Raw genomic sequence first — 20,684 nt, 5'->3', positions numbered from 1 at the left:
CCCTAGGCTCACCTTCACCCGCGTGGTGGCAAGCAAAGCAGCAGGGCTCTCAACGCAGAAGGGCGGCCACTCGGCCGGGACCCGGGGGGGTACCCCGTCTCGCGCAAACGATCAGGCTCCAGATGACCCTCTGTATTCCCAACTTCTACGCACTTCGGAAAAGTCGACTTAGGGCCAAAAACTGAAAACGGGAAGGTCGCTGCGCCTGGTGGTTGTTATTCCTAGGTGGGGGAAGGAGCCCGAACCATGCCGAGCAAGATGTGTGTTGCCTGTCACCAGCTCTTCGAGAAGACCCGAGAAACCCCGGGCAACAAGTGTCCCGGTTGCAAGCGTGGCGCGCAGAAAGAGCGTGACGTACGGCGCGGTTCGCCTAGGGATCGCGGTATCGGGGAACACCATGGGCGTCTGTACCGGCGGATCCACAAGGAGCAGCTTGGGTGCGCTCTGTGTGGCCAGCCTTACGGTGATCCGAACAACAAAATCACGGTAGGGCACGTCATCCCGCGAGCTCGATTCGTCGATTCGACGGCCGCCGATCACCCGGCCAATCTGCGCCCCGAGTGCGCCCGGTGCCAGCGCAGCCACAAGAGTGATGAACGGGGCCCGCTGCTCGGGTAGCTCGAAGCTGCACAACGGGCCGAGCTTGCTTGAAGTGGTGCACCTGTCCGACCGGTCGGACACTTTCACCGAAGCCCTTGCGGCAATGAAGGGGCAAATCCCTACCAAGTTGGCGGGGTTAGCACGTCGGTGATCCCCCCTAGCGGTTGCTTGGTTTGATCTCGCCCCTTCGTAACGAAGGCGCTCCCCCAGCCTTGGGCCCGCGTTGATTGAAGCCCCTCCTGCCGACCGCCCTAAGACTGTCCCGTAATGATTAAGAAATACTGGTCGGGCAGCCTGTGGCTGGTCTTTTGGTCGGGGCCGGTTGAAAGGGCAAGGAAACCTTTGAGCGTGCGGCCTTTGTCTGGGCTTGTAGCGATCAACCACAAGTGCGGGAATTGTGAGCCGGCGATCAGTAGGCGGGTGCTTATGGGCTGGTGTCACCTGATCGTTTGAACCCGGGCGTTACGAGGGGACAAGTGCTTTTTGAACCTGACCGATGCTGAAGACCTTGCCCGCAAACTGATCGCCGAGTGGCTTGACCCTACGGGGTTTGACTGGGAGTTCGCTTGGAACCGACGCCAGACCTCCCTAGGGGTGTGCGAATCGCACGTGGACTGTAAGGGAGTTGTCACGGGCTCCACGATCTTTCTGAGTATGCCTCTGACGCTGGCCAACTCGCGCGAGGTCGGGGAGAACACGATCCGACACGAGATCGCCCGTCCGGCGGCCGCGCGGGCGTGCGGCCTCTCCGGGCCAGTCTTCGCTACACCGCTCGCTCATCCCTCAATAAGCAAGGAGAAGACTTCAAGCACATACCATGAGGAGGGGGACTACTTGCACTCAAAATATTCGCCGATCAGAGTGCAGCGGCCCAGTACATTCTTTGTGCTGATGGTGCGAAATCTAGCACCGTTTTCCGGGATTCTCATGGTCTCGGTTCGACCTTCCGAGGCCCAAGTCAGTTCTGCCTCCCAAGTGCAATCGCACTCCTTGGTGTGCACTGAGACATAGAAAGATTCTGCCTCGGAACTGGAGACCTTGTAGGGAAATTTGATCGGCTTAATATGCCAGTGTGGTGTGTCGCCATCGATTCGCGCGGCTCCAGCCATATCGGCATCCCATCCGGGAAGAATGCGAGGAGGGCGACGATCAAGATCGACGCCCAGCCAGCGAAATGCCCCCGCATCGCCACAGGCCGCTTCAAGCAGGGTTCCAGACGGCGGCGTTCGGCGAAGATGCACACGAGCCGTAATGCTCGTAATTACGACTTCTGCACTTGAGCGCCCTTGCACAGTCAGCAGGACGCCGCTCGGAGAAGCGCTGGCTCCTGTGGAGGCAACAGGCAAATTCGCCCAAGACCGCAGGTTGTCAACGTGTGGAGGGTCAGAGGCGCTGATCTCACTGGGCGGTCTTTTTGGTACCACCCAGCCGTGCTGGCATGGTTGAGTAAAAGGCATCACCGCAACCCGCAACGGAGACTCTTTTTTGGAAACGACGTCTTTGGCGTTTCGGCCTATCGAATTGATCCATCCAGTAAGGACGGGGACCAAAGCAGCCGCAAGCGCGGTTGCTGCAATCCCGGCAAACCAGACCCGAATTTTGCTAAAACGTTGACTCCGTCCAGATCTGCTTGGTGGGTGCGTGCGGCGCCCTCTTGTAGCTCTTGTCATCAATACCTCTTTACCAGATCGACAAGGCTGGGGCTCCGCAGTATGTCTGTAAACATCTTGGCCTGCCACCGATATGAGGATCTAACTATGAATGGCCGCATGAGTAGAGCACGGCACTGGCCTGCGAATGCACTACAGTGCCACACAAGGGGAAAGGTCAGGATATTGAGCCCGATTCGGCATGGGTGGAACAAAGGGCTTGGGCGTGCCCGAAGCGGGGGCTCGCGACCCCCAGCCCCCGCGAGCGGAGACCTTGGACGATCATGGATGGATACGGATGGCGCCTGGGAGACGTCGGGAGCCTAACGGCCCCGCGCGGTCGACGGGGCTGGGCTCGGTGTGCCCGCCCCCTTCTTCGCCCGCACGTGAGTCGAGTCCAAGATGACACGCGATAGGTCCAGCAACCCGCGCGGCAAACCCGGCTCCAAAATGCACATCTTGTCCGACGCGGCCGGGCTGCCCATCGGCGTCGGCATCTCGGCCGGCAACACCCACGACATGCACGGCCTGAAGCCGATGGTCGCCGCATTCCAAATGAAACACGACCCGGAAATGGGCCGGTATCGGCTGGTCGGCAAGCTGCACGCTGACAAGGCCTACGATCACCTTGACCTGCGCCGATGGCTCCGCAGGGTTGGCATCACCCCGCGCATCGCCCGCATCGGCATCGACAGTAGCGAGCGGCTTGGACGACACCGCTGGGTAATCGAACGCACCATCAGCTGGCTGACCGGGTACCGCCGCCTGTCACCCCGCTACGAACGCTACCCCCGCAACTACCTGGCCTTTCTTGGCCTCGCCGCCGCCCTCACCTGCTACAAACGCCTCCTCAAACTCACCACGTAGGACACGGTCTTAGTTGTCCGGGCACCTACCTAACCTCCACCCCTCGGCCGGGACTCCCGGACCCTGCGCCCAGTAGCCCAGGCGGGGCCCCTAGCAGAAAGGGAGACCCTCGCGTCCGGGGGTCTCCCTTTTGCATTCTAGGAAACGGTGGCCAGCAGGTTCAAGCGGTCGTTTCATCGAATAGAATCGATAATAGGTAGCGAGCCTGGCAGGACCTCCCATAAAGAGGTCTTAGCCAGAGCTCGCTTTCTTAATGTCAGCAGCAGGAGAGGATCGGCCTTGAAGGAATCGCCAGACGTCCGCCGGTGGCGGGGCCTGCTCATGGTCGCCACGCGTACGGAGTCGCCTGACCTTAAAGAGGTCCGGGCGAAGTACCACGCTACGAAGGCACGGGATCATTTGGCCACCTACATGGAGAATCTCCCGGTGGCTAGCCAAGAGGCCGTCCGGCGGGAACTGGCTCGCTTCCTCGTGGACGAATTCGAAGCGGCGGCGGCATGACGACGGCCACGCTCACCCAGGTCAAGGACGGCCTCAAAGACCGCCTGGAGACCATTCCAGAGCTCAATGGCCGGATCTTCGCCTACATCCCGGGAGCGCAGGAACCGCCTTCGGTGACCATCGTCCCCGGGGCCGTCAGCCTGGGCAACAATAATCCAACGCTCGCCATGGCCTATGACAAGACGATGGCCGGTGGATCGCACGACTACGTCTTCACCTTGGCCCTGGTGGTCAGTAAGACGGTGGATCGCGACCGGGTGAAGCGACCGTTGTTTGAAGAACCGCCGGAAACCCCGGATCAGGCTCTCTACTGGGAGAGAGTAACCGCCCGGTATCAAGAACACGGCTTGTGCCGACGATGCGCGGGGCAGGCTGCCTACGGACATCGGCACGGATTCACCCGTGTGCGTTCGGCATGCGATAACTGCATGGCCACGGTGGTGGTTGGTCTTCCGCTGCCCGCTAGCAATGGATGGCGACGCCTCCAAGACCCGTGGCGAAAGGCACCACGCACCTTTCATAGGTGGGACCACAAGGCGGGGCTAACCGCACTACTCGGCAAGCCTGGCCCGTCCCCCTCAAATCGTCACGGGGAAACCCGCCTACTGGACGACACTAAGGACGCAGCATGACCAGCACGAAGCTGGCGCCGACCGAGTCCATTACGGATCAGGGAACAGCCACCACCGAAGACGTCGGAGCGCATGGAAAGGTGACGGTGGTCTTCGCGGAATTCGACGTCGTAGATCATCACGGAGACCTGACTGAGAGGGGCGCCTTTGGCAATCAGACCGTTCACATCTCGGGCTGGAATCATGGCCTTTGGGAGACGAACGCGCTTCCGCTCGGTGTGGCTCGAATTTATGAGACGCACAAGGACGCTCGGGCGGACTTGCAGTTCAACATGCAGCTTCAGGCGGCGCGCGACCTTTTCGAGGCTATTCGCTTCGACATGGCCAACGGCAAGCTGACCCAATACTCCTATGGGTTCGACGTCGAGAACCATTCGCCGGGTGACGGGGAACAGTGCCGGAGGATCCTCAAAAAGGTCCTCGTTCACGAGATCTCGCCTGTGACTGTCGCGGCGGGCATCGGCACGCACACGGTCTCAGCCAAGTCCGAGCTCGAAGACATTAGGGCCCACGTCGAGCGACAGGAACTGGCTGAGATCCTTCGTTCCCTGTACCTGGAGGATGAGGCTGCGTGAACGAGATTGAAGAACTCAACCAGATCCGCGAGGAACTTGAGCAGCAAGAGCTCTTGGAGATTTGGCGCGAAGCTCTCGACGAGGAGTCCAGCGGCGAGCTCGTGGCCGTTGAACGGGCGCAGGCTGCGAGGCGAGCCAATGGGTGACTTCGGTGACGACTACATGATGAGGGTGGCTAGCGAAGTCACCGACAACGCTTTGGCCGGGCTGCTCGAAGATATCGGAGAGCGCGTCAAGACGATGGCCGGAATCGTCCGGCGTCAAGGTAGCGAGTATCTGAGTGACGCATTGGCCGGAGAGACTCTCCGGCTACAAAACGTGATCCGCGACCTGCGGAACGACGAAAGGAAGCCCACATCATGAGGACCACTAAGCCTGAAACCAAGCAGGCCAAGGCCGAAGCCCACTGCGAGTGCTGTGTGTATGTCGTAAAGGCCATCGTGCCACCGTCCGCCCTGGAACCGGCCGAGTACCCAGAGGTGCTGGCCGCCCGGCTGAAGACGCAGGTCGCCTTGGATAAAGCCCAGGCCAAGCATGATCAGGCCAAGGTCGCCCACAAGGCCGCCATCCTTGCGCACCACAAGGCCAGCGACGCCTACCAGAAGACCAAGGACGAGACGCACCCCCGGAGCTTCTGGAAGATCGGCCACCCCCTCAAGGCCGACGAAGAGCGCACCCTGACCCTCATGAACCGGGCGTACGAGGCGTTCGAAGAGGCCAATCAGGCGCTTCGCAAGGCGGAGCGGATTCAGTCGGCGGAAATCGAGCAGGCCCGCAGGGAAGCCAACGACGCCGAGCAGGCCCGGTGGGCGGCCGAAGAGGCCCGTGTAGCTTGACGCCCAGAGAAGGCCTTCGAGGGGGGCGATGCCGAAGTCGGCGCATCCAGGGGTCGATAGAAGCCACCTGGCGGAGCTCTGGGAACAAGGCCGTCGCAAGGTGGTCGACGATCTGGAACGAGTTGCTGGCGTTCTACCACTTCCCGGTGCGACAGGCCGTGCATGTAGAGCAACGGCACTACCTCCCTCACGCGCGGGCGTGGGGCAGCGGGGCCCACAGGCGCCCACTTTCAGTTTGGGAGTCTCATCCAGTGGTCAACGATCACCAGCAGTGAGCTCCATGGGCTGCGCGGCTGCCGTCATACCATTTTCGTGAGCTCCCATCACGGACTGAGATCGTGCCGTTACTCTGCCCGGTGTGATGTGGAGGATGGTGGCTGGGATTGTCATGGTGTGCGCCATGGCCGCGTGCGGCGGCCAGGACTCGGCGCACCGGCAGATCGGCCGGTCGGGAGAGGGACCGATCCACAGCATGCCATCACGGCCAACCGGCCCTCCACAGGCGTTCGAGTCCCTCACCTCTCTGGAGATCACGTCCCCCGGGAAGACCCTTCCAGAAGAGCTGGCGCTGGGCACCGACCTGGTCTACCAGCACGCCAGCAAATTCTCAGATGGCGGCACTGGCGGCATCGTCGCCTTCCGGCTCTCGGATGGGAAGGAGGTCTGGCGCGTCCCGGTACCGGACATGGTCACCTTGTTCACTACCGGCAGGACCACCCCGCGAATCTCCGGCCGGGCCGTGGTCAGCGCTTTCCCGATCTCGACCCGGGGCGAGGGCACCTTGGCGGGCCGGTACTCCATCAGGGTCGCCGCATACGACGCGGCGACCGGAGGGCAGATCTGGGCGACGGAGGTCGCCAAGGGCAACGGCTCCTACCAGGACACCGATCTCGGGCTGCCGGACGTGGTCGGGGCCGACGACCAGCATGTTCTGGTCACGACCGGGGAGCATGACGAGGACATCGTCAGTGCCTTGATCGACGTGCGCAACGGCGCTGTGATCTGGGAAGACCAGGGGCTTCGGGCCATCGATCTGGAACCTCACACAGTCGTGGGGATGCGTGGCCGCCGAGTAGTGGGCAAGTCCACCACCGACGGGCGCCAGCTCTGGCAACGCCAGGTGAGCCTAGTCATGCCGTCGCCTGATCCCGGGCCGGGGCTGACACACGTGGCAGGCACCCCGGAGGGTGGGAGACCCCTGGAGGTGGCGAGTCTGTTCCTCGACCCTGCCACCGGCCGCATTAAGCTGACGCTGGACGGTCCGTCGCACGAGTGCCTCTACGATAGACAGTCGACCGCCGTGTGCTCTGGTTCGGGCATCGTCGCGGCCATCGACCTGGCCACGGCTCGACGGCTGTGGCAGCTTCCAGACAAGGCTGCGAACCGGAAAGCGCCCACCGTAACGGCCGCATGGCGCGGCGTCGTCTATGGCGAGGCCATCGACCCAGTGGTCCTCGATGCTCGTAGCGGCAAGGACATCAACACACATATAGGCAGCGCCCCGACGCTGGTCAACGATCAATACGGCCTGACCTTCGATGAATTCAGCGACCAGGTGCGCATCAGCCGCGCCGTTGGCTGACCCGCTCCTAGGGGTGCCCCCGGTAGCCTGCCGATGGCTGCTGCCACGTCACCCCTTCTAACGCACTTTGCGTGGTTTGGTGCGAAGGCCCGAAACAACGAGCGGTGGCGATCCACCAGGAGTGGAGCTCGTTCTCAGTGATGGGCTGAGCTGAGCATTTGGCGGATTGGCGACCCGGGTTCGGATGCATGATCACTGCAAAGCTGCGGGTGACTTCATGGGCGCAGATACAAGATCGTTCATTGAGTTGCCGCTGGCGCCTGTCAGGCGGCGGATGGATCACTGCTCTGACCACAAGACCACATTGTCCGCTCAGCTAAGAGTGCCCCTAGAACGAGCTGCACCCGGTTACCTTTGGCCGCGCGGTGGCTGGCCTGTGCCTGGCGCCTCTTGTGCGAAGCCCCACGTCAGACGTAGTGTCTCGGAACCTAGGGACTTCCGAGAAGCATCTCGAACCAGACGACCTTGCCCAGGTCGGTGCGGTGGGTGCCCCAGCGTTCGGCGAGATGGCTGACCAGCTGGAGGCCCCGCCCGGACTCGTCGTTGGCGTCGGCCTGGCAGAGGCGCGGGAGCTCGTACCCGTCGTCGTTGACCTCGCACAACAACGTGCTGCCCTTGATCAGCCGCATGCCGATGGCCCCGGCGCCGTGCACGAGCGCGTTCGTGACCAGCTCGCTGACCAGGAGCTCGACGGTGTCGACAAGATCATGCAGACCCCAGTCGAGGAGCTTGGCCGTGGCCTGGGCACGGGCCCTCGGGACCATGCTGGCCTCGGCCTCCAGGTCCCAGGCCGCGACGTCCTCCTTGGGGATGCCGTCGAGCGCGACGGCGACCAGGGCGACATCGTCGGCCGGGGACTCGGGGGTGAGCACGTCGACGATGTCGTCGCACGTCCGGTCGAGGGGACGGCCCGTATCCGCGAGGCAGCCCCGCAACGTCTCCAGGCCCTCCACGACGTCGCGGTCACGGTGTTCGAGCAGGCCGTCGGTGCAGAGGACGAGCCGGGCGCCGTCCGCGACGGGGAACTCGACCGTCTCGAACGACTCGGACGACTCGTCGCCGACGCCGATCGGGACACCGGAGGGCACCCGGAGGACCGCGGTCTCCCCGTACGGCGAGACCAGCACGGGCGGCAGATGCCCGGCGTTGGCGATCTGGCACCGCCGGTCGACCGGGTCGTACACCGCGTACAGGCACGTGGCGACGCAGCCCTCACCGAGCCGCTGCGCCAGGTCGTCGAGGTGCCGGAGCATCTGGTCGGGGCGCAGGTCCTGCATCGCGAGCGTGCGCACGGCGGTCCGCAGCTGCCCCATGATGGCCGCGGACGTGACACCGTGGCCCATCACGTCGCCGATCACGATGCCCAGCCGGCAGCCCGGCAGCGGGATCGCGTCGAACCAGTCGCCGCCGACCTGCGCGACCTGCCCTGCGGGCCGGTAACGGAAGCACACGCGGGCACCCGCGATCCGCGGCGCCTCGGCGGGCAGCATGGTGCGCTGCAGCTCCTGCACCATCTGGACCTCGCGGCGGTAGAGCCGCCCGTTGTCGATGCACAGGGCGGCGCGGCGGGCCAGCTCGTCGACGACGGCGACGTCGAGTTCGTCGAAGCCGGACCGGCTCGCCTTGCGCAGCAGCTTGAACGTGCCGAGCACCTGCCCGCGCGCGACCAGCGGCACGACGAGCAGCGCGCGCCGCGGCACGTGCACGGCCCGGCCGGTGCGCATCGCCTCGGCGAACGGGGTGTCGTCGGGCAGGAACAGCGCCTCGCCCTCGGGGATGGTGTCGTCCCAGCGGCCGGGCTCGCCGTCGTGCACGACGGCGACCCGGCGCATCAGGGTGGTGGCGTCGACCACGTGTGACGCCGGCGCCCAGTCGGCGGCGGCGACCCGTTCCAGCAGTTCCACGGCGACGAAGTCGGCCAGCCGCGGTACCAGGACCTCCGCGAGCGTCCGGGAAGCCTGTAGATGATCGAGCGAGCTGCCGATCTGCTGGCCGGCCTCGCCGAGGAAGATGAACCGCTCCCGCACAGCCATCGTCTCCAGTTCGTGGGTTGGGCGCGGTCGAGGGGATCCCGCCGGGTCGGGCGTGAGCGCCGTCCCGGGCCGATGACGCCCGGCCTGAGGCCACCGGGCGCGTTGCCTGTCTCCGTGGAGCCGGTGCGGATCGGCCGTGATCCGCCGGCGGCTGACCCGTGAGCGATGAACACGCGGACCCCTCTCTGGGCGGTCTTCGATTTCATGCCCCGACAACCCGCGGTAAAGAGGACGTTACCTCGCGTGAGCCCCCAGCGCTGGCTCTCTGACGAAGTGACCGCCAGTCCGCACGTCCGGAACGGCTCGAGATTGACCAGATGCGGCAACAAGCGCGACTGCCACATTGACACCAGATGTTCCCGGGCAGACGATCACGCCGCCCCCGTACGTGATCCTCGGGACGCCGGGGCACCTGCCCGGCTGTCCCGCGTAAGCCCCGAAGGCCCCGACCGCCTCCACCGGTCGGGGCCTTCGGCCGTCGAGCCGGAGCCGAACGGGAGTCGAGCCGGAGCAGATCCGGAATAAACCCCCGGGACCAGGTGCTATACCAGCCGGTAAATCCCGTCGTGACCTTCGGCGGGGGAAATGTGACCGACGCCACGCAACCTTTCGGGCCGTCCCAAGCGTCTTACATATGGGGAACACCCACGAGGAGTGGAAGCGCCCGATCGCGTCACGCCCGCGACGTCCCGGCCACGGGGTCGCCCTGGTTCCGGCGGTCCGCACTATCCCTCCCCCCACCCTCCATGCGCGGCCCAGACCCTTGGCCCGCACCCGGCTCCGCATTGTCGCGTCATAGGCCGGCGTCGAACTCGTCGGGAGTGGTGGAACGTACCTCACAAGGGGGGCGGCCTGATCCGCCCGGCCGCGCCACCGTGCGCGGAGTCAACCGGCCCTACCGGGTCATGACCTACGGGAGCGATGATGACCGCAGCCACCATGTCTGTTCACAACCCGCCTGTCCGCAAGACCCGATCCACTGCCCCTGCCTGCACGGACCCCGAGCGCTACGAGCGCGACGTCCTCCCCTATGTCGACCCGCTGTACGCCAGCGCCGTCCGCATGACGCGCAACAGCGCCGACGCCGAGGACCTGGTCCAGGAGACCCTCGCCAAGGCCTACGTCAACTTCCACCAGTTCAAGGAAGGCACGAACCTCAAGGCCTGGCTGCACCGCATTCTCACCAACAACTTCATCAACTCCTACCGCAAGCGCCAGCGCGAGCCGATGCGCGCCGGTTCGGAGGAGCTGGAGGAGTGGCAGATCGCCCAGGCCGAGGCCCACTCGACCGGCTTCCGGTCCGCCGAGTCCGAGGCGCTCGACCGGATGCCCGACTCGGACGTCGTCGCCGCGCTCCGCGGCCTTCCCAAGGACTTCCGGGACGCGGTCTATCTCGCCGATGTCGAGGGTTACCCCTACAAGGAGATCGCCGAGATGATGGGCACCCCCATCGGCACGGTGATGTCCCGCCTCCACCGCGGCCGCAAGCAGCTGCGCGAGGCGCTCACCGACCGCCACACCCTCGCCGCCTGACGCCACTCAGTCCCCTCAGTCGTCCCCTCAGTCGCCTCAGCCCCTTGAGCCCTCCTCACTCCCCTACTCGGACTTCTCCCTCCCCGGACCCTTAAGACGTGATCCCGCGGTTCCCCCGTGACCGCGGGATCACCCCTTTCTGCAGCCTCCCGCCCTCCCCGCTCTGCCGCTGGATCACGCGAACCAAATCTCAACACTTTCTGTAGTTGTACAGATACATTTAGCGATGATCCTGTGTCGAGCTCGGGAGGTTCCCTTGCCGCATCTCATCTCCACTGCACTGACCGGCGCCGCCCTCGCCCTTCTGCCCATCACACCCGTCCACGCGACCACGCTGCCCCTGACCTCGCCGAGCGCCAAACTGCAGCTCACTCTGACGTCTCCCGAGGCGAACACGTCCAGCACCCGCAAGGCCCTGTTGATCTGCGACCCGGGCGGCGGAACGCACTCCGGCGGCGGGACGCACCCCAGAGCCAAAGCAGCCTGCCGGGAGCTGACCGCGCGCAAGGGCAAGATCGAGCGGGACCCCGCCAGCACCATGTGCACGCTGATCTACGCGCCGATCGTCGCGAAGGCCGAGGGGCACTGGAAGGGCCGGTCGGTGCGTTTCGAGCGGGAGTACCCCAACGACTGCGCCATGCGCGCCCACACAGGCAAGGTCTTCTTGTTCTGAACGGTCCGAACGGGACTCTGACGGGCCCTCTGCGGGCGCCTCCGAACATCTTTACCTTCGGATCCATCGTTCCGGCATAGGGCGTTGCATTGCGGGTACGGCGCGGGAACAGCAAGCAAGCCACACGCACCTGGGTCGGGCGGAAGGAGTGCGGGCGCCATGTCTCGGAGGGTCAGTGACCTCATGACCGCCACCCCTCAGACCCTCCCGCTGGAGGCGACCCTTGACGAGGCCGCCCGCATCATGCGGGACAACGGAATCGGCGACGTGCTCGTCACGCTCGCCGGCCGGTTGTGCGGAATGGTCACCGACCGCGACATCGTCGTCCGCGGGGTCGCGGAGAGCCGTGATCCCTCACTCACTCCGCTCAGCGACGTGTGCACGGCCGAGATCACCACACTCGGTCCCGACGACGACACCGAGACGGCGGCACGGCTGATGCGGGAGCAGGCCGTCCGGCGGCTGCCGGTGGTCGACGCGGAGCATCGTCCGGTGGGCATCGTGTCGATCGGTGATCTGGCAATGGCGAACGGCGAGGCGCCCGGGGTCCTCGCCGCGATCAGCAAGGCACCGCCGCACTTGTGAGACGGCACATGTGAGACGGCATTCGTGAGACGGAGCCTGGCGGACCGCTGCCGGACCTGAGAACGACTGTGAGGCGGACATGTCGGGGCGATTGATCGGTCGTTGCAGCAGCTTGAGACCGGCCTGGGAGTACGAAACGGCCCCTTACCGGGATAACGTCGCTGATGTGCCCTCAGCCGAGACCGTCCTCACCGACCAGCTCGCCGTGGAGATCGCTCGCCTGGGCATCGTGGGCGAGTCGTCCGACCTGGGGACCTTGCACCGGGTCACCGAGCTGGCGTCCCGTGCGGTGCCCGGCTGCGCCGGTGCCGCGAGCGTCCGCTGGGCGCTCCCGTCCGACGAGACGGAGCGTCCCGAGCCGCTGGCCTCGGCCGCCAGCCATCCCGATCTCGCCGAGGTGACCGACCTTCAGCTCCAGCGTGGCAACGGCCCGATCTTCGACGTCGTCCGGACCCGTCGCGCGATGATCTCGGACGACGTCCTGGCGGAGACCCGCTGGCCCGCCTCAACCTCGGACATGTTGCGCCGGGGGGTGCGCTGTTTCAGCACGACCCCGCACTACAACGCGCCCGTGCTCGTGACCTTGTCGCTGTACGGGGTGACGCCGCGGTCCCTCCGTCCAGACCAGCAGTCCCTCGCGGCCCTGCTGGCCGCGCAGGGCAGCGCGGCGGTCTCCAACACGCTGCAGTACGACCAGGTCCACCGCACCGCGATCCAGTTGCAGGAGGCGGTCGAGACCCGCGCCGTCGTGGACCAGGCGAAGGGCATCTTGATGCACGCCCTCGGCTGCGACGCCGACGAGGCGTTCTCCGCGCTGCGCCGGATCTCGCAGTCGCGGCGCGTCAAGCTGACCGCACTGGCTCAACGCATCGTCGGAGATCAAGGGCTGAACCCGCCTAACGGCACCGCATAGGCCCGCATAGGCTGCGTACATCCCGTTCCCGCGCCACCATGAGCCACCGCACAGGCTCTTGCGCCCGCACTAGGCCAGGCATGCGCAACAGGAATAGGCTTCGGACGGCGACCAAGACCAGCGGGGACGTTTGACACGAGTACGGGCACTGACCCGCCTGTCTCGCCGACGAACACCTGGAGCACCGTACATGGCCGAACAGCTCGAACCAGAGACGATCCTGCGTGAGATCAGCGATCTCGAGGGCCGGATCGAAGAGCTGCGGCAGGCTGCCAACATGCCCGCGCCCGACCTGCGGGCCACGCTCGACGCGGCCATGGTCGAGCTCGAGCTCGCGTTGACGGCACTGCGGACGATGGGCGCCGACCAGGCCAACGCGGCCGGTCGTTCGACGACCGCCGAGACCGAGCGCCGCGTGCTGCGGACCGTCTTCCAGGACGCCCCGGTGCCGCTCTTCCTGCTGGACCGCGACGCCGGCGTACGCCGGGTCAACAAGCAGGCCGCGGCGATGCTGGGCACTTCCCCCGGCTATGTCTCCGGTAAGCAGTTCATCGCGTTCTGTGACCTTCCCACTCGCGCGGCGCTCCGGTCGCAGCTGGCCGCGGTCGTCCGGACCGGCCGGCGGCGCCGCACCGAGGTGCGCTTCCTGGGCCGGGAGCACCCGGTCGACGCGATGGTCACCATGGCCCGGGTGTGGATCCGCGGGGAGCCCGATCCGATGGTCGTCGTCGCGGCGGGTGCCGCCACCCTCGCCGACGGCCCGGCACCCGCCGCCGTTCGCGCGCTGGCGGACGGCGCCCGGCCCGCACAGGCCGCGGCACCCAGTGCCGGATCCGCCGCCGGATCCACCGCGGGCACGGCGCGCGAGGTCTCACCCCGCAGCGGCGACCGCGACGACGAGGTCATGGCCGCGCTGGTGCACCGGATGGACGTGCTCGCCACCGCCTCCGAGCTGCTGCTCGACGAGCCCGTGTTCAACGAGAACGTGGCGGTCCGCCGCTGCGCGCGGCTGCTGACCGCCGAGATGACCGAATGGGTCTTCATCGACCTCACCCCGCCCCGCCCCGGCCCGGCGTCGACGGGCGGGCCGGGCGGCCTCGGCTCGGCCGGCCACGAGCCGAATGGTGATCTGCGGCGCGTGGTGGTCATGGGCCAGCCCGACGAGCGCGGCGACGAGACCGTGCACAGCCTGGAGCAGCTCGCCCCCGAGCCCGGCACCCTGCCCTACACGGTGTTCACCACCCGGCAGAGCGCACTGCGACCGCACGTGGAGGATCTCGACCTCCTCGGCGTCTGCGCCGACGGCCAGCCTGCCTGCGTCAAGATGGGCGCGACCTCGGTCCTGTGCGTGCCGGTCGAGGACGGCGACCGCTGCATCGGGACGATCACGCTCGCGAGCAGCGGCGAGCACGGCCCCCTCGACCTCCTCGACCTGGGCGTCGCGCAGCGGCTCGGGCGCTATCTGGCGCTCGTCATCCGGGCCGCCCGGCTCTACCAGCGCCGGGACGAGATCGCCGTGTCCCTGCAGGCGAGCCTGCTGCCACAGCGGCTCCCCCAGATCCCCGGCGTCGAGGTGGCGGGGCTCTACCGCGCCGCCACGCACGGCATCGAGGTCGGCGGCGACTTCTATGACGTCTTCCCTGCGGCAGGCGGCGGCTGGGCCATGGTCCTCGGCGATGTCTGCGGCAAGGGCCAGGAGGCGGCCGCGGTGACGGCCGCGGCCCGGCACGGCGTGCGGACCTTGTCCGGCTGGAAGTCCGATCCGGCCGAGGTGCTGTCCATGGTCAACCAGACGCTGCTCGACGAGGAGCGCTTCGTGACCGCGGTGATGGCCGGGCTGACGATCGGCGATGAGGGCGTGACGGCGACCCTCGCCTCGGCGGGTCATCCGCCGGCGATCGTGATCCGTCCCGACGGGATGGTCCGGTACGCCTCCAGCGGCGGCCTGCCGCTCGGCCTCTTCGAGGACTTCGAGGCGGGCAGGGAGGAGATCGAGCTCGCCGCGGGCGACACCCTGTTCCTCCACTCCGACGGCGTCCTGGACGCGTGCGACCTGGCCCGGCGGCAGTTCGGGCAGGAGCGGCTGCTGGAGGTGCTGGCGGGACACGCCGCCGCTCCCCTGCAGGACATGCTGAACGCGGTGGAGCAGCGGTTGATCGACTACTGCGACGGCGATCTCCGGGACGACGTATCCATGCTGGCCTTGCGCAGGCTCCCCACCCCCCTCAACTGAAGCGGAAGTGAAATCGTCCGTTTCGGGGGTATTTGCCCCCCATGGGAACCGCATCGCCCTCCGCAGCCACGAACCCCCGTAACGAAACCGAGCACGAACGCCTCGATCGGCAGCTCATGGAGTTGCTGCAGGGTTTCCGGGTCGCGGTCACGGGGGTGCAGGTGCTCTTCGCCTTCCTGCTGACCGTGCCGTTCGCCCCCGGGTTCAACCGCGTGGACGACTCCGGCCGGGCACTGTTCTACGTGGCTCTCTTCGGGGCGGCGTTGGCATCCGTCTGCTTCATCGCCCCGACCATCCAGCACCGCATTCTGTTCCAGCAGAACCAGAAGCCGCTGCTGATCAGGCGGGCCAACCGGTTCGGGATCCTCGGCGCGGTGGCGCTCGCGCTCTCCATCGCCGCCTCCACCACGTTGATCGTCAAGACCCTGGGCGGGACCGGGCCGGCCGTCGCCACGGCGATCGTGGTCGTCATCCTGTCCGCTTGGGCCTGGTTCGTTCAGCCTCTGCTGACCCTGCGCTCGCTGGAGCACAAGGATCGGTCCTGACCACGTTCATCCAGGCCACGGGGACCCGGCCAAATTCGCCTGGGCCACGGGGACCCGAACGGGGTGCCCCGCCGCCGCGCACGACGGGACACCCCTCACCGGATGGTCTCGATCAGCTGCCGACGTAGAGGAGCTTGTCAGGCGAGCCCGTGCCCGGGTTCGTCACCACACTGGGGGTCGCGTTCGTCCCCAGCGCCTCGGCCACCTGCTCCGGGGTCGCCGCGGTGTTGCCGGACAGGTAGAGCGCCGCGGCGCCCGCGACGTGCGGGCTGGCCATCGACGTGCCGTTCGCACTGCGCGAGGCGTTGTCGTCGGTGATCCAAGCCGAGGTGATGTCCGAGCCCGGCGCGAAGATGTCCACGCACTGGCCGAAGTTGGAGAACGACGAGCGGGCGTCCTGCTCGTCGGTCGCCCCGACGGTGATCGCCTCGGGCACGCGGGCGGGCGAGGAGCCGCACGCGTCCTGGTTGTCGTTGCCCGCGGCGAGCGCGTAGGTCACGCCGGACGCGACCGACTTCTTGACCGCGTCGTCCAGGGCCTCCGAGGCCCCGCCGCCGAGGCTCATGTTCGCCACGGCCGGCTTCTTGGCGTTCTGGGTGACCCAGTCCACGCCGGCGATGACGCCCTCGGTGGAGCCGCTGCCCTGGCAGTCGAGCACCCGGACGGCGACGACGTTCGCCTCCTTGGCCAGGCCGTACTCCTTCCCGGCGACCGTCCCGGCCACGTGCGTGCCGTGGCCCTGGCAGTCGGTGGCGTCGTTGTCGTTGTCGACGAAGTCGTAACCGCTGGTGGCCCGCCCCCCGAAGGTCGAGTGGGTGAGCCGGACGCCGGTGTCGATGACGTAGGCGTTGACGCCCTTGCCTGTGGCGCTGGGGTTGTAGGACTTGTCGAGTGGGAGCTTGCGCTGGTCGACTCGGTCCAGGCCCCACGAGGGCGGGTTGGCCTGCGGAGCGGCCGGAACGGCAGAGTTGATCTTGAAGATGCGGTTCTGCTCGACGAACGCGACATCCGAGCGGGCGGCCATGCGACGCGCCTGCGTCCCGTCCAGCCGCACCGAGAAGCCGCGTACGGCGGTGCGGAAGACCTTGCGGACGGTGCCGTCGTGCTTGCTCGCGAGCGTGCGCGCGACGGCCGGAACGCCCTTGTCGCGGGTGTTGGCGGTGTCCTTCAGCACCACGATGTAGTCGCCCGGCACGGCGTTGGGAGCACCGGCGTAACGGACGACGCCCTGCTCAGACGACTGAGCCTGTGCGAGGGCTTGGGCGGGGAGCGCGACACCGATGGCCAGTGCCGCAGTGGCGATGACGGGCGTTGCGAGGGATCGCCTCGACTTCGACGCCTTACTCATTCGCGGGTGCCTCCTGGGGGAGCGGGGGGTCTGCTCCACGCGCATTGCTGCGGTGGAGTCGATCACGAAGCACCACATGTTGCGCATATAGCCCCAAAACCCGGCAAGACTTCCATGGCGAACAGAGACCACATTGGCCACATGCGGACACATTTGCCGGTAAACCGATGCACCCTCTCAAGCGACGTGCTAGCCCGCACACAAAAACTCGCACGCACAAAGAGGCGGGCCCCTCCTCACAGATGAGGAGGGGCCCGCCGAGGATCCGGCCCAAGAGGCTTCAGGGGGCTAGGGACCTAAGAGGCTCAGCCGCCGCTAGTAGGCCCTGCCGAAGATCACACGCTTCCCGTACATGGACGGACGGCCGCACTTCACGCACTCGCCGGTCTCCTCCGGCGCGTCGGCCGGGATGACCCGCGGTGTCGCGGCGGTGTCGGCCTTGATCTCGTCCTCGCACTCCGGGCGGCCGCAGTGGAAGACGTTCGCCCAGCCCGTGGCCACCTGCCCGGTGAAGACCTCCCAGGTGTCGACCTCGGCGGTGTGCTCGTCGCGGAAGGACTCCGCGCGCGCCAGCAGGAACGACTGGAAGTCGGCCAGGATGCCCGGCAGCAGCTCGGGCACCTTCTCCAGCGGGATCTGCTCCTTGCCCTGGCCCTCCACGGTCGGGAGGCGCCGGGCGAGCGTGGCCACGCCGGCCTCGATGTCGCGCTTGCCGAGCTCGATGCGGATCGGGACGCCGCGCATCTCCCACTCGTTGAACTTGAACCCGGGCGACAGCTGCGGCCGGTTGTCGTCCACGTGCACGCGGATGCCCATCGCCTTGATCGCGGCGCCCAGCTTGCGCGCCTCGGCGGCGGCCAGCTCGCCCTGCTCCTTGCGGCCGATCGGGACGATCACGACCTGGTACGGGGCCAGCCGCGGCGGCAGCACCAGGCCCTTGTCGTCACCGTGCGTCATGATCACGCCGCCGATCATGCGGGTGCTCATGCCCCAGGACGTGGTGTGGGCGAGCTGGAGCTTGCCGTCCGCGTCCTGGTACTGGATCTCGAACGCCTTGGCGAAGTTGGTGCCCAGGTAGTGCGAGGTGCCGGACTGCAGCGCCCGCCCGTCCCGCATCATGCCCTCGACCGTGAAGGTGCGGACGGCCCCGGCGAACCGCTCGCCCGGGGTCTTCTCGCCCGCCACCACCGGGATCGCGCCCAGCTCGCGCGCGACCTGGCCGTAGGCGTCCAGCGCCCACATGGTCTCGCGCATCGCGTCGTCCTCATCGAGGTGCGCGGTGTGCCCCTCCTGCCAGAGGAACTCGGTGGTACGCAGGAACAGCCGCGGCCGCATCTCCCAGCGGACCACGTTGGCCCACTGGTTGAGCAGCAGTGGAAGATCACGGTGCGAGTCGATCCACTTGGCCATGTACTCGCCGATGACCGTCTCGGAGGTCGGCCGCACGACCAGCGGCTCCTCCAGCTCCTTGCCGCCGGCGATCGTCACCACGGCCAGCTCCGGCGAGAACCCCTCGACGTGCTCGGCCTCACGCTTGAGGTAGGACTCCGGGATGAACATCGGGAAGCACGCGTTGTCGTGCCCCGACTCCTTGATCCGCCGGTCCAGGTCGGCCTGGAGCAGCTCCCAGATCCGGTACCCGTACGGTCGGATGACCATCGTGCCCCGCACCGGGCCACGGTCGACGAGCTGCGCCTGCACGACCAGCTCGTTGTACCAGGCGGAGAAATCCTCGCTCTGCGGTGTCACACCTTCTCGACTCACGGCAACGAGGGTACTAAGTCAGGCGACATAGCCAGGACACAATGGTCCTTCGGTGCCTCGCTGTTATGGTCCGCTAATGCGCTGGTCCCAGACGTTCACCCCGACCTTGAGGGACGATCCGGCCGAGGCCGACGCCCCGAGCCACCGCCTGCTGCTGCGCGCGGGCTATGTGCGGCAGCTCACAGCGGGTCACTATTCGCTGCTTCCGCTGGCGGTCCGGGTCCGGTCCAAGATCATCCAGATCATCCGGGAGGAGATGGCCCGGATAGGGGCGCAGGAGATGTTGCTGCCCACCATGCATCCGGCTGAGATCTGGCAGCGGTCGGGACGCTGGGAGCTCATGGGCCAGGAGATGTTCCGGCTGAAGGACCGGCGCGGGGCGGATCTCGCCCTCGGCATGACGCACGAGGAAATCTTCGCGACGATCGCCCAGGAGCTGAGCTCCTACAAGCAGCTTCCCCAGCAGTGGTACCAGTTCCAGACCAAGTTCCGGGACGAGCCGCGCCCCAAGAGCGGCCTGCTGCGGGTCCGCGAGTTCACGATGAAGGACGCCTACAGCTTCGACGTCGACCAGGCGGGCCTGGACGCCTCGTTCGAGGCCTACCACGGCGCCTATGTACGGATCTTCGAGCGGCTCGGCATCCCCGCCATCCCGGTCGACGCGTCCAGCGGGACCATGGGCGGATCCGGCTCGACGGAGTTCATGTGTCCCGCCGAGATCGGCGAGGACCTGGTGGTGCACTCCCCCGCCTGCGGCTACGCGGCCAACATCGAGAAGGCGACGTCCCGCCTGCCCCAGCCGGACGACGGGCCCGGCGAGCCCGCTCCCGAGCCGTTCGACACGCCCGGCGTCCGCACGATCGAGGACCTGGCCAACGGCTACGACGCGCCCGGCGACCGGCAGATCAAGACGCTGGTCTACCTGCTGGAGGGCCGGCTCACGCTCGTGCTCCTCCGTGGCGACCATCCGCTGAACGAGCAGAAGCTCGTCGACGCGACCGGCGCCACCTCGATCCGGGCCGCCGCACCCGAGGAGATCCAGGACGCGCTCGGCGCCCTGCCGGGCAGCCTCGGCGCGGTCGGGGTCACCGGCCATCCGGTGATCGCCGATGAGGCCCTGCGCGGGCGCCGCGGCATGTTCACCGGCGCCAACACCGACGACGTGCACCTGCGCGGGGTCGACGTCGACCGCGACATCCCGGTCGGCACCTGGGCGGATCTGCGCGAGGTGGCCGTCGGGGAGCCCTGCCCGCGCTGCGGCGAGCCGCTGCGGATCGAGCGCGCGATCGAGGTCGGCCACATCTTCAAGCTGGGCGACCGTTACGCCCGCGCGCTGGGCGCCGAGGTGCTGGACCCGGACGGCAAGCGGGTGCCGCTGACCATGGGGAGTTACGGCATCGGGGTGGAACGCGCGATGGCCGCCATCGTCGAGGCACACCACGACGACAAGGGGATCGTCTGGCCGGTCGCGGTCGCGCCGTTCCAGGTGGCCGTGGTGATCGCCCAGTCCGACGACGCGGAGACCGCCGCCGCGGCCGAGGAGATCTACGCCGGGCTCGGCGCCGCCGGGGTCGAGGTGATCATCGATGACCGGGCGGAGCGGGCAGGCGTGAAGTTCCGGGACGTGGAGCTCACCGGCATCCCGTTCCGCGTCACCGTGGGGCGGCGCGGCCTGGCGGAAGGCGTGGTCGAGGTCACCGCCCGCGCCACCGGGGAGACGGTGAAGATCCCACCCACCGAGGTCGTCGAGCGCGTCCGCAGCCTGCTCACCTGACCGGACACGGCGGACATCATGTCCACGATGGGGTGTCCGTG

Annotated in this window: 18 protein-coding genes; 15 read left to right on the top strand and 3 right to left on the bottom strand. The window is 67.1% G+C overall.

Annotation, left to right across the window (positions count from 1 at the left end):
* The first annotated feature begins 2,651 nt into the window (after nt 1-2,651).
* The 8 genes from ACH34W_RS44200 (at nt 2,652) to ACH34W_RS44165 (ending at nt 7,242) form a co-directional block, all read left to right on the top strand.
* Entirely contained in the window at nt 2,652-3,116 is a 465-nt protein-coding gene (locus tag ACH34W_RS44200) for an IS5 family transposase (protein WP_395967216.1), read from the top strand.
* Between the two features lie 279 nt (nt 3,117-3,395).
* Complete coding sequence (locus tag ACH34W_RS44195; protein WP_395967215.1) at nt 3,396-3,617, top strand: hypothetical protein; 222 nt, start codon at nt 3,396-3,398, stop codon at nt 3,615-3,617.
* Entirely contained in the window at nt 3,614-4,249 is a 636-nt protein-coding gene (locus ACH34W_RS44190) for a hypothetical protein (RefSeq protein WP_395967214.1), read from the top strand. The genes ACH34W_RS44195 and ACH34W_RS44190 overlap by 4 nt, the downstream gene beginning before the upstream one ends.
* A complete protein-coding gene (locus ACH34W_RS44185) occupies nt 4,246-4,824 on the top strand; it encodes an HK97 family phage prohead protease (RefSeq protein ID WP_395967213.1) in 579 nt (192 codons plus the stop codon). Before ACH34W_RS44190 ends, ACH34W_RS44185 begins: the two co-directional genes overlap by 4 nt.
* Nucleotides 4,821-4,970, top strand: coding sequence for a hypothetical protein (locus tag ACH34W_RS44180; RefSeq protein ID WP_395967212.1), 150 nt, complete (start codon nt 4,821-4,823; stop codon nt 4,968-4,970). The genes ACH34W_RS44185 and ACH34W_RS44180 overlap by 4 nt, the downstream gene beginning before the upstream one ends.
* Nucleotides 4,963-5,187 (top strand): hypothetical protein, encoded by a 225-nt coding sequence (locus ACH34W_RS44175; protein WP_395967211.1) that lies wholly within the window; start codon nt 4,963-4,965, stop codon nt 5,185-5,187. Before ACH34W_RS44180 ends, ACH34W_RS44175 begins: the two co-directional genes overlap by 8 nt.
* The gene (locus ACH34W_RS44170; protein ID WP_395967210.1) at nt 5,184-5,660 is read left to right on the top strand and encodes a hypothetical protein; all 477 of its coding nucleotides are present in this window, start codon (nt 5,184-5,186) and stop codon (nt 5,658-5,660) included. The genes ACH34W_RS44175 and ACH34W_RS44170 overlap by 4 nt, the downstream gene beginning before the upstream one ends.
* A gap of 400 nt (nt 5,661-6,060) precedes the next feature.
* Nucleotides 6,061-7,242 (top strand): PQQ-binding-like beta-propeller repeat protein, encoded by a 1,182-nt coding sequence (locus ACH34W_RS44165; RefSeq protein WP_395967209.1) that lies wholly within the window; start codon nt 6,061-6,063, stop codon nt 7,240-7,242.
* A 428-nt stretch (nt 7,243-7,670) separates the two neighbouring features.
* Here the strand turns inward: ACH34W_RS44165 and ACH34W_RS44160 are convergent, their stop codons facing one another.
* Nucleotides 7,671-9,275 (bottom strand): SpoIIE family protein phosphatase, encoded by a 1,605-nt coding sequence (locus ACH34W_RS44160; RefSeq protein WP_395967208.1) that lies wholly within the window; start codon nt 9,273-9,275, stop codon nt 7,671-7,673.
* A 939-nt stretch (nt 9,276-10,214) separates the two neighbouring features.
* Between ACH34W_RS44160 and ACH34W_RS44155 the strand changes: the two genes are divergently transcribed.
* The 6 genes from ACH34W_RS44155 (at nt 10,215) to ACH34W_RS44130 (ending at nt 15,757) form a co-directional block, all read left to right on the top strand.
* On the top strand, nt 10,215-10,808 hold the full coding sequence (locus tag ACH34W_RS44155; RefSeq protein ID WP_395967207.1) for a sigma-70 family RNA polymerase sigma factor: 594 nt from the start codon (nt 10,215-10,217) through the stop codon (nt 10,806-10,808).
* Nucleotides 10,809-11,064: 256 nt separating this feature from the next.
* On the top strand, nt 11,065-11,481 hold the full coding sequence (locus tag ACH34W_RS44150) for an SSI family serine proteinase inhibitor (protein ID WP_395967206.1): 417 nt from the start codon (nt 11,065-11,067) through the stop codon (nt 11,479-11,481).
* A gap of 159 nt (nt 11,482-11,640) precedes the next feature.
* Nucleotides 11,641-12,066, top strand: a complete 426-nt coding sequence (locus ACH34W_RS44145; protein ID WP_395967205.1) for a CBS domain-containing protein — start codon at nt 11,641-11,643, stop codon at nt 12,064-12,066.
* Nucleotides 12,067-12,232: 166 nt separating this feature from the next.
* The gene (locus ACH34W_RS44140; protein ID WP_395967204.1) at nt 12,233-12,979 is read left to right on the top strand and encodes an ANTAR domain-containing protein; all 747 of its coding nucleotides are present in this window, start codon (nt 12,233-12,235) and stop codon (nt 12,977-12,979) included.
* A 190-nt stretch (nt 12,980-13,169) separates the two neighbouring features.
* On the top strand, nt 13,170-15,212 hold the full coding sequence (locus ACH34W_RS44135) for a SpoIIE family protein phosphatase (protein ID WP_395967203.1): 2,043 nt from the start codon (nt 13,170-13,172) through the stop codon (nt 15,210-15,212).
* Between the two features lie 41 nt (nt 15,213-15,253).
* Nucleotides 15,254-15,757: a DUF6328 family protein gene (locus tag ACH34W_RS44130; protein WP_395967202.1), complete on the top strand. Its 504-nt coding sequence runs from the start codon at nt 15,254-15,256 to the stop codon at nt 15,755-15,757.
* Nucleotides 15,758-15,869: 112 nt separating this feature from the next.
* Here ACH34W_RS44130 and ACH34W_RS44125 read toward each other — a convergent pair whose 3' ends face one another.
* The gene (locus tag ACH34W_RS44125) at nt 15,870-17,105 is read right to left on the bottom strand and encodes a S8 family peptidase (RefSeq protein ID WP_395967201.1); all 1,236 of its coding nucleotides are present in this window, start codon (nt 17,103-17,105) and stop codon (nt 15,870-15,872) included.
* Nucleotides 17,106-17,420: 315 nt separating this feature from the next.
* Nucleotides 17,421-18,869 carry a proline--tRNA ligase gene (gene proS, locus ACH34W_RS44120; RefSeq protein ID WP_395967200.1) on the bottom strand — a complete coding sequence of 483 codons (1,449 nt, stop codon included), beginning with the start codon at nt 18,867-18,869 and terminating at the stop codon, nt 17,421-17,423.
* A gap of 76 nt (nt 18,870-18,945) precedes the next feature.
* On the opposite strand from proS, the gene ACH34W_RS44115 reads away from it, so the two are divergent.
* Nucleotides 18,946-20,643: a proline--tRNA ligase gene (locus tag ACH34W_RS44115; protein WP_395967199.1), complete on the top strand. Its 1,698-nt coding sequence runs from the start codon at nt 18,946-18,948 to the stop codon at nt 20,641-20,643.
* Nucleotides 20,644-20,684 lie beyond the last annotated feature (41 nt).

The organism is Actinomadura sp. 6N118 (assembly GCF_044326415.1).
GTDB lineage: Bacteria > Actinomycetota > Actinomycetes > Streptosporangiales > Streptosporangiaceae > Spirillospora.
This window is presented reverse-complemented; position numbering and strand designations above follow the sequence as displayed.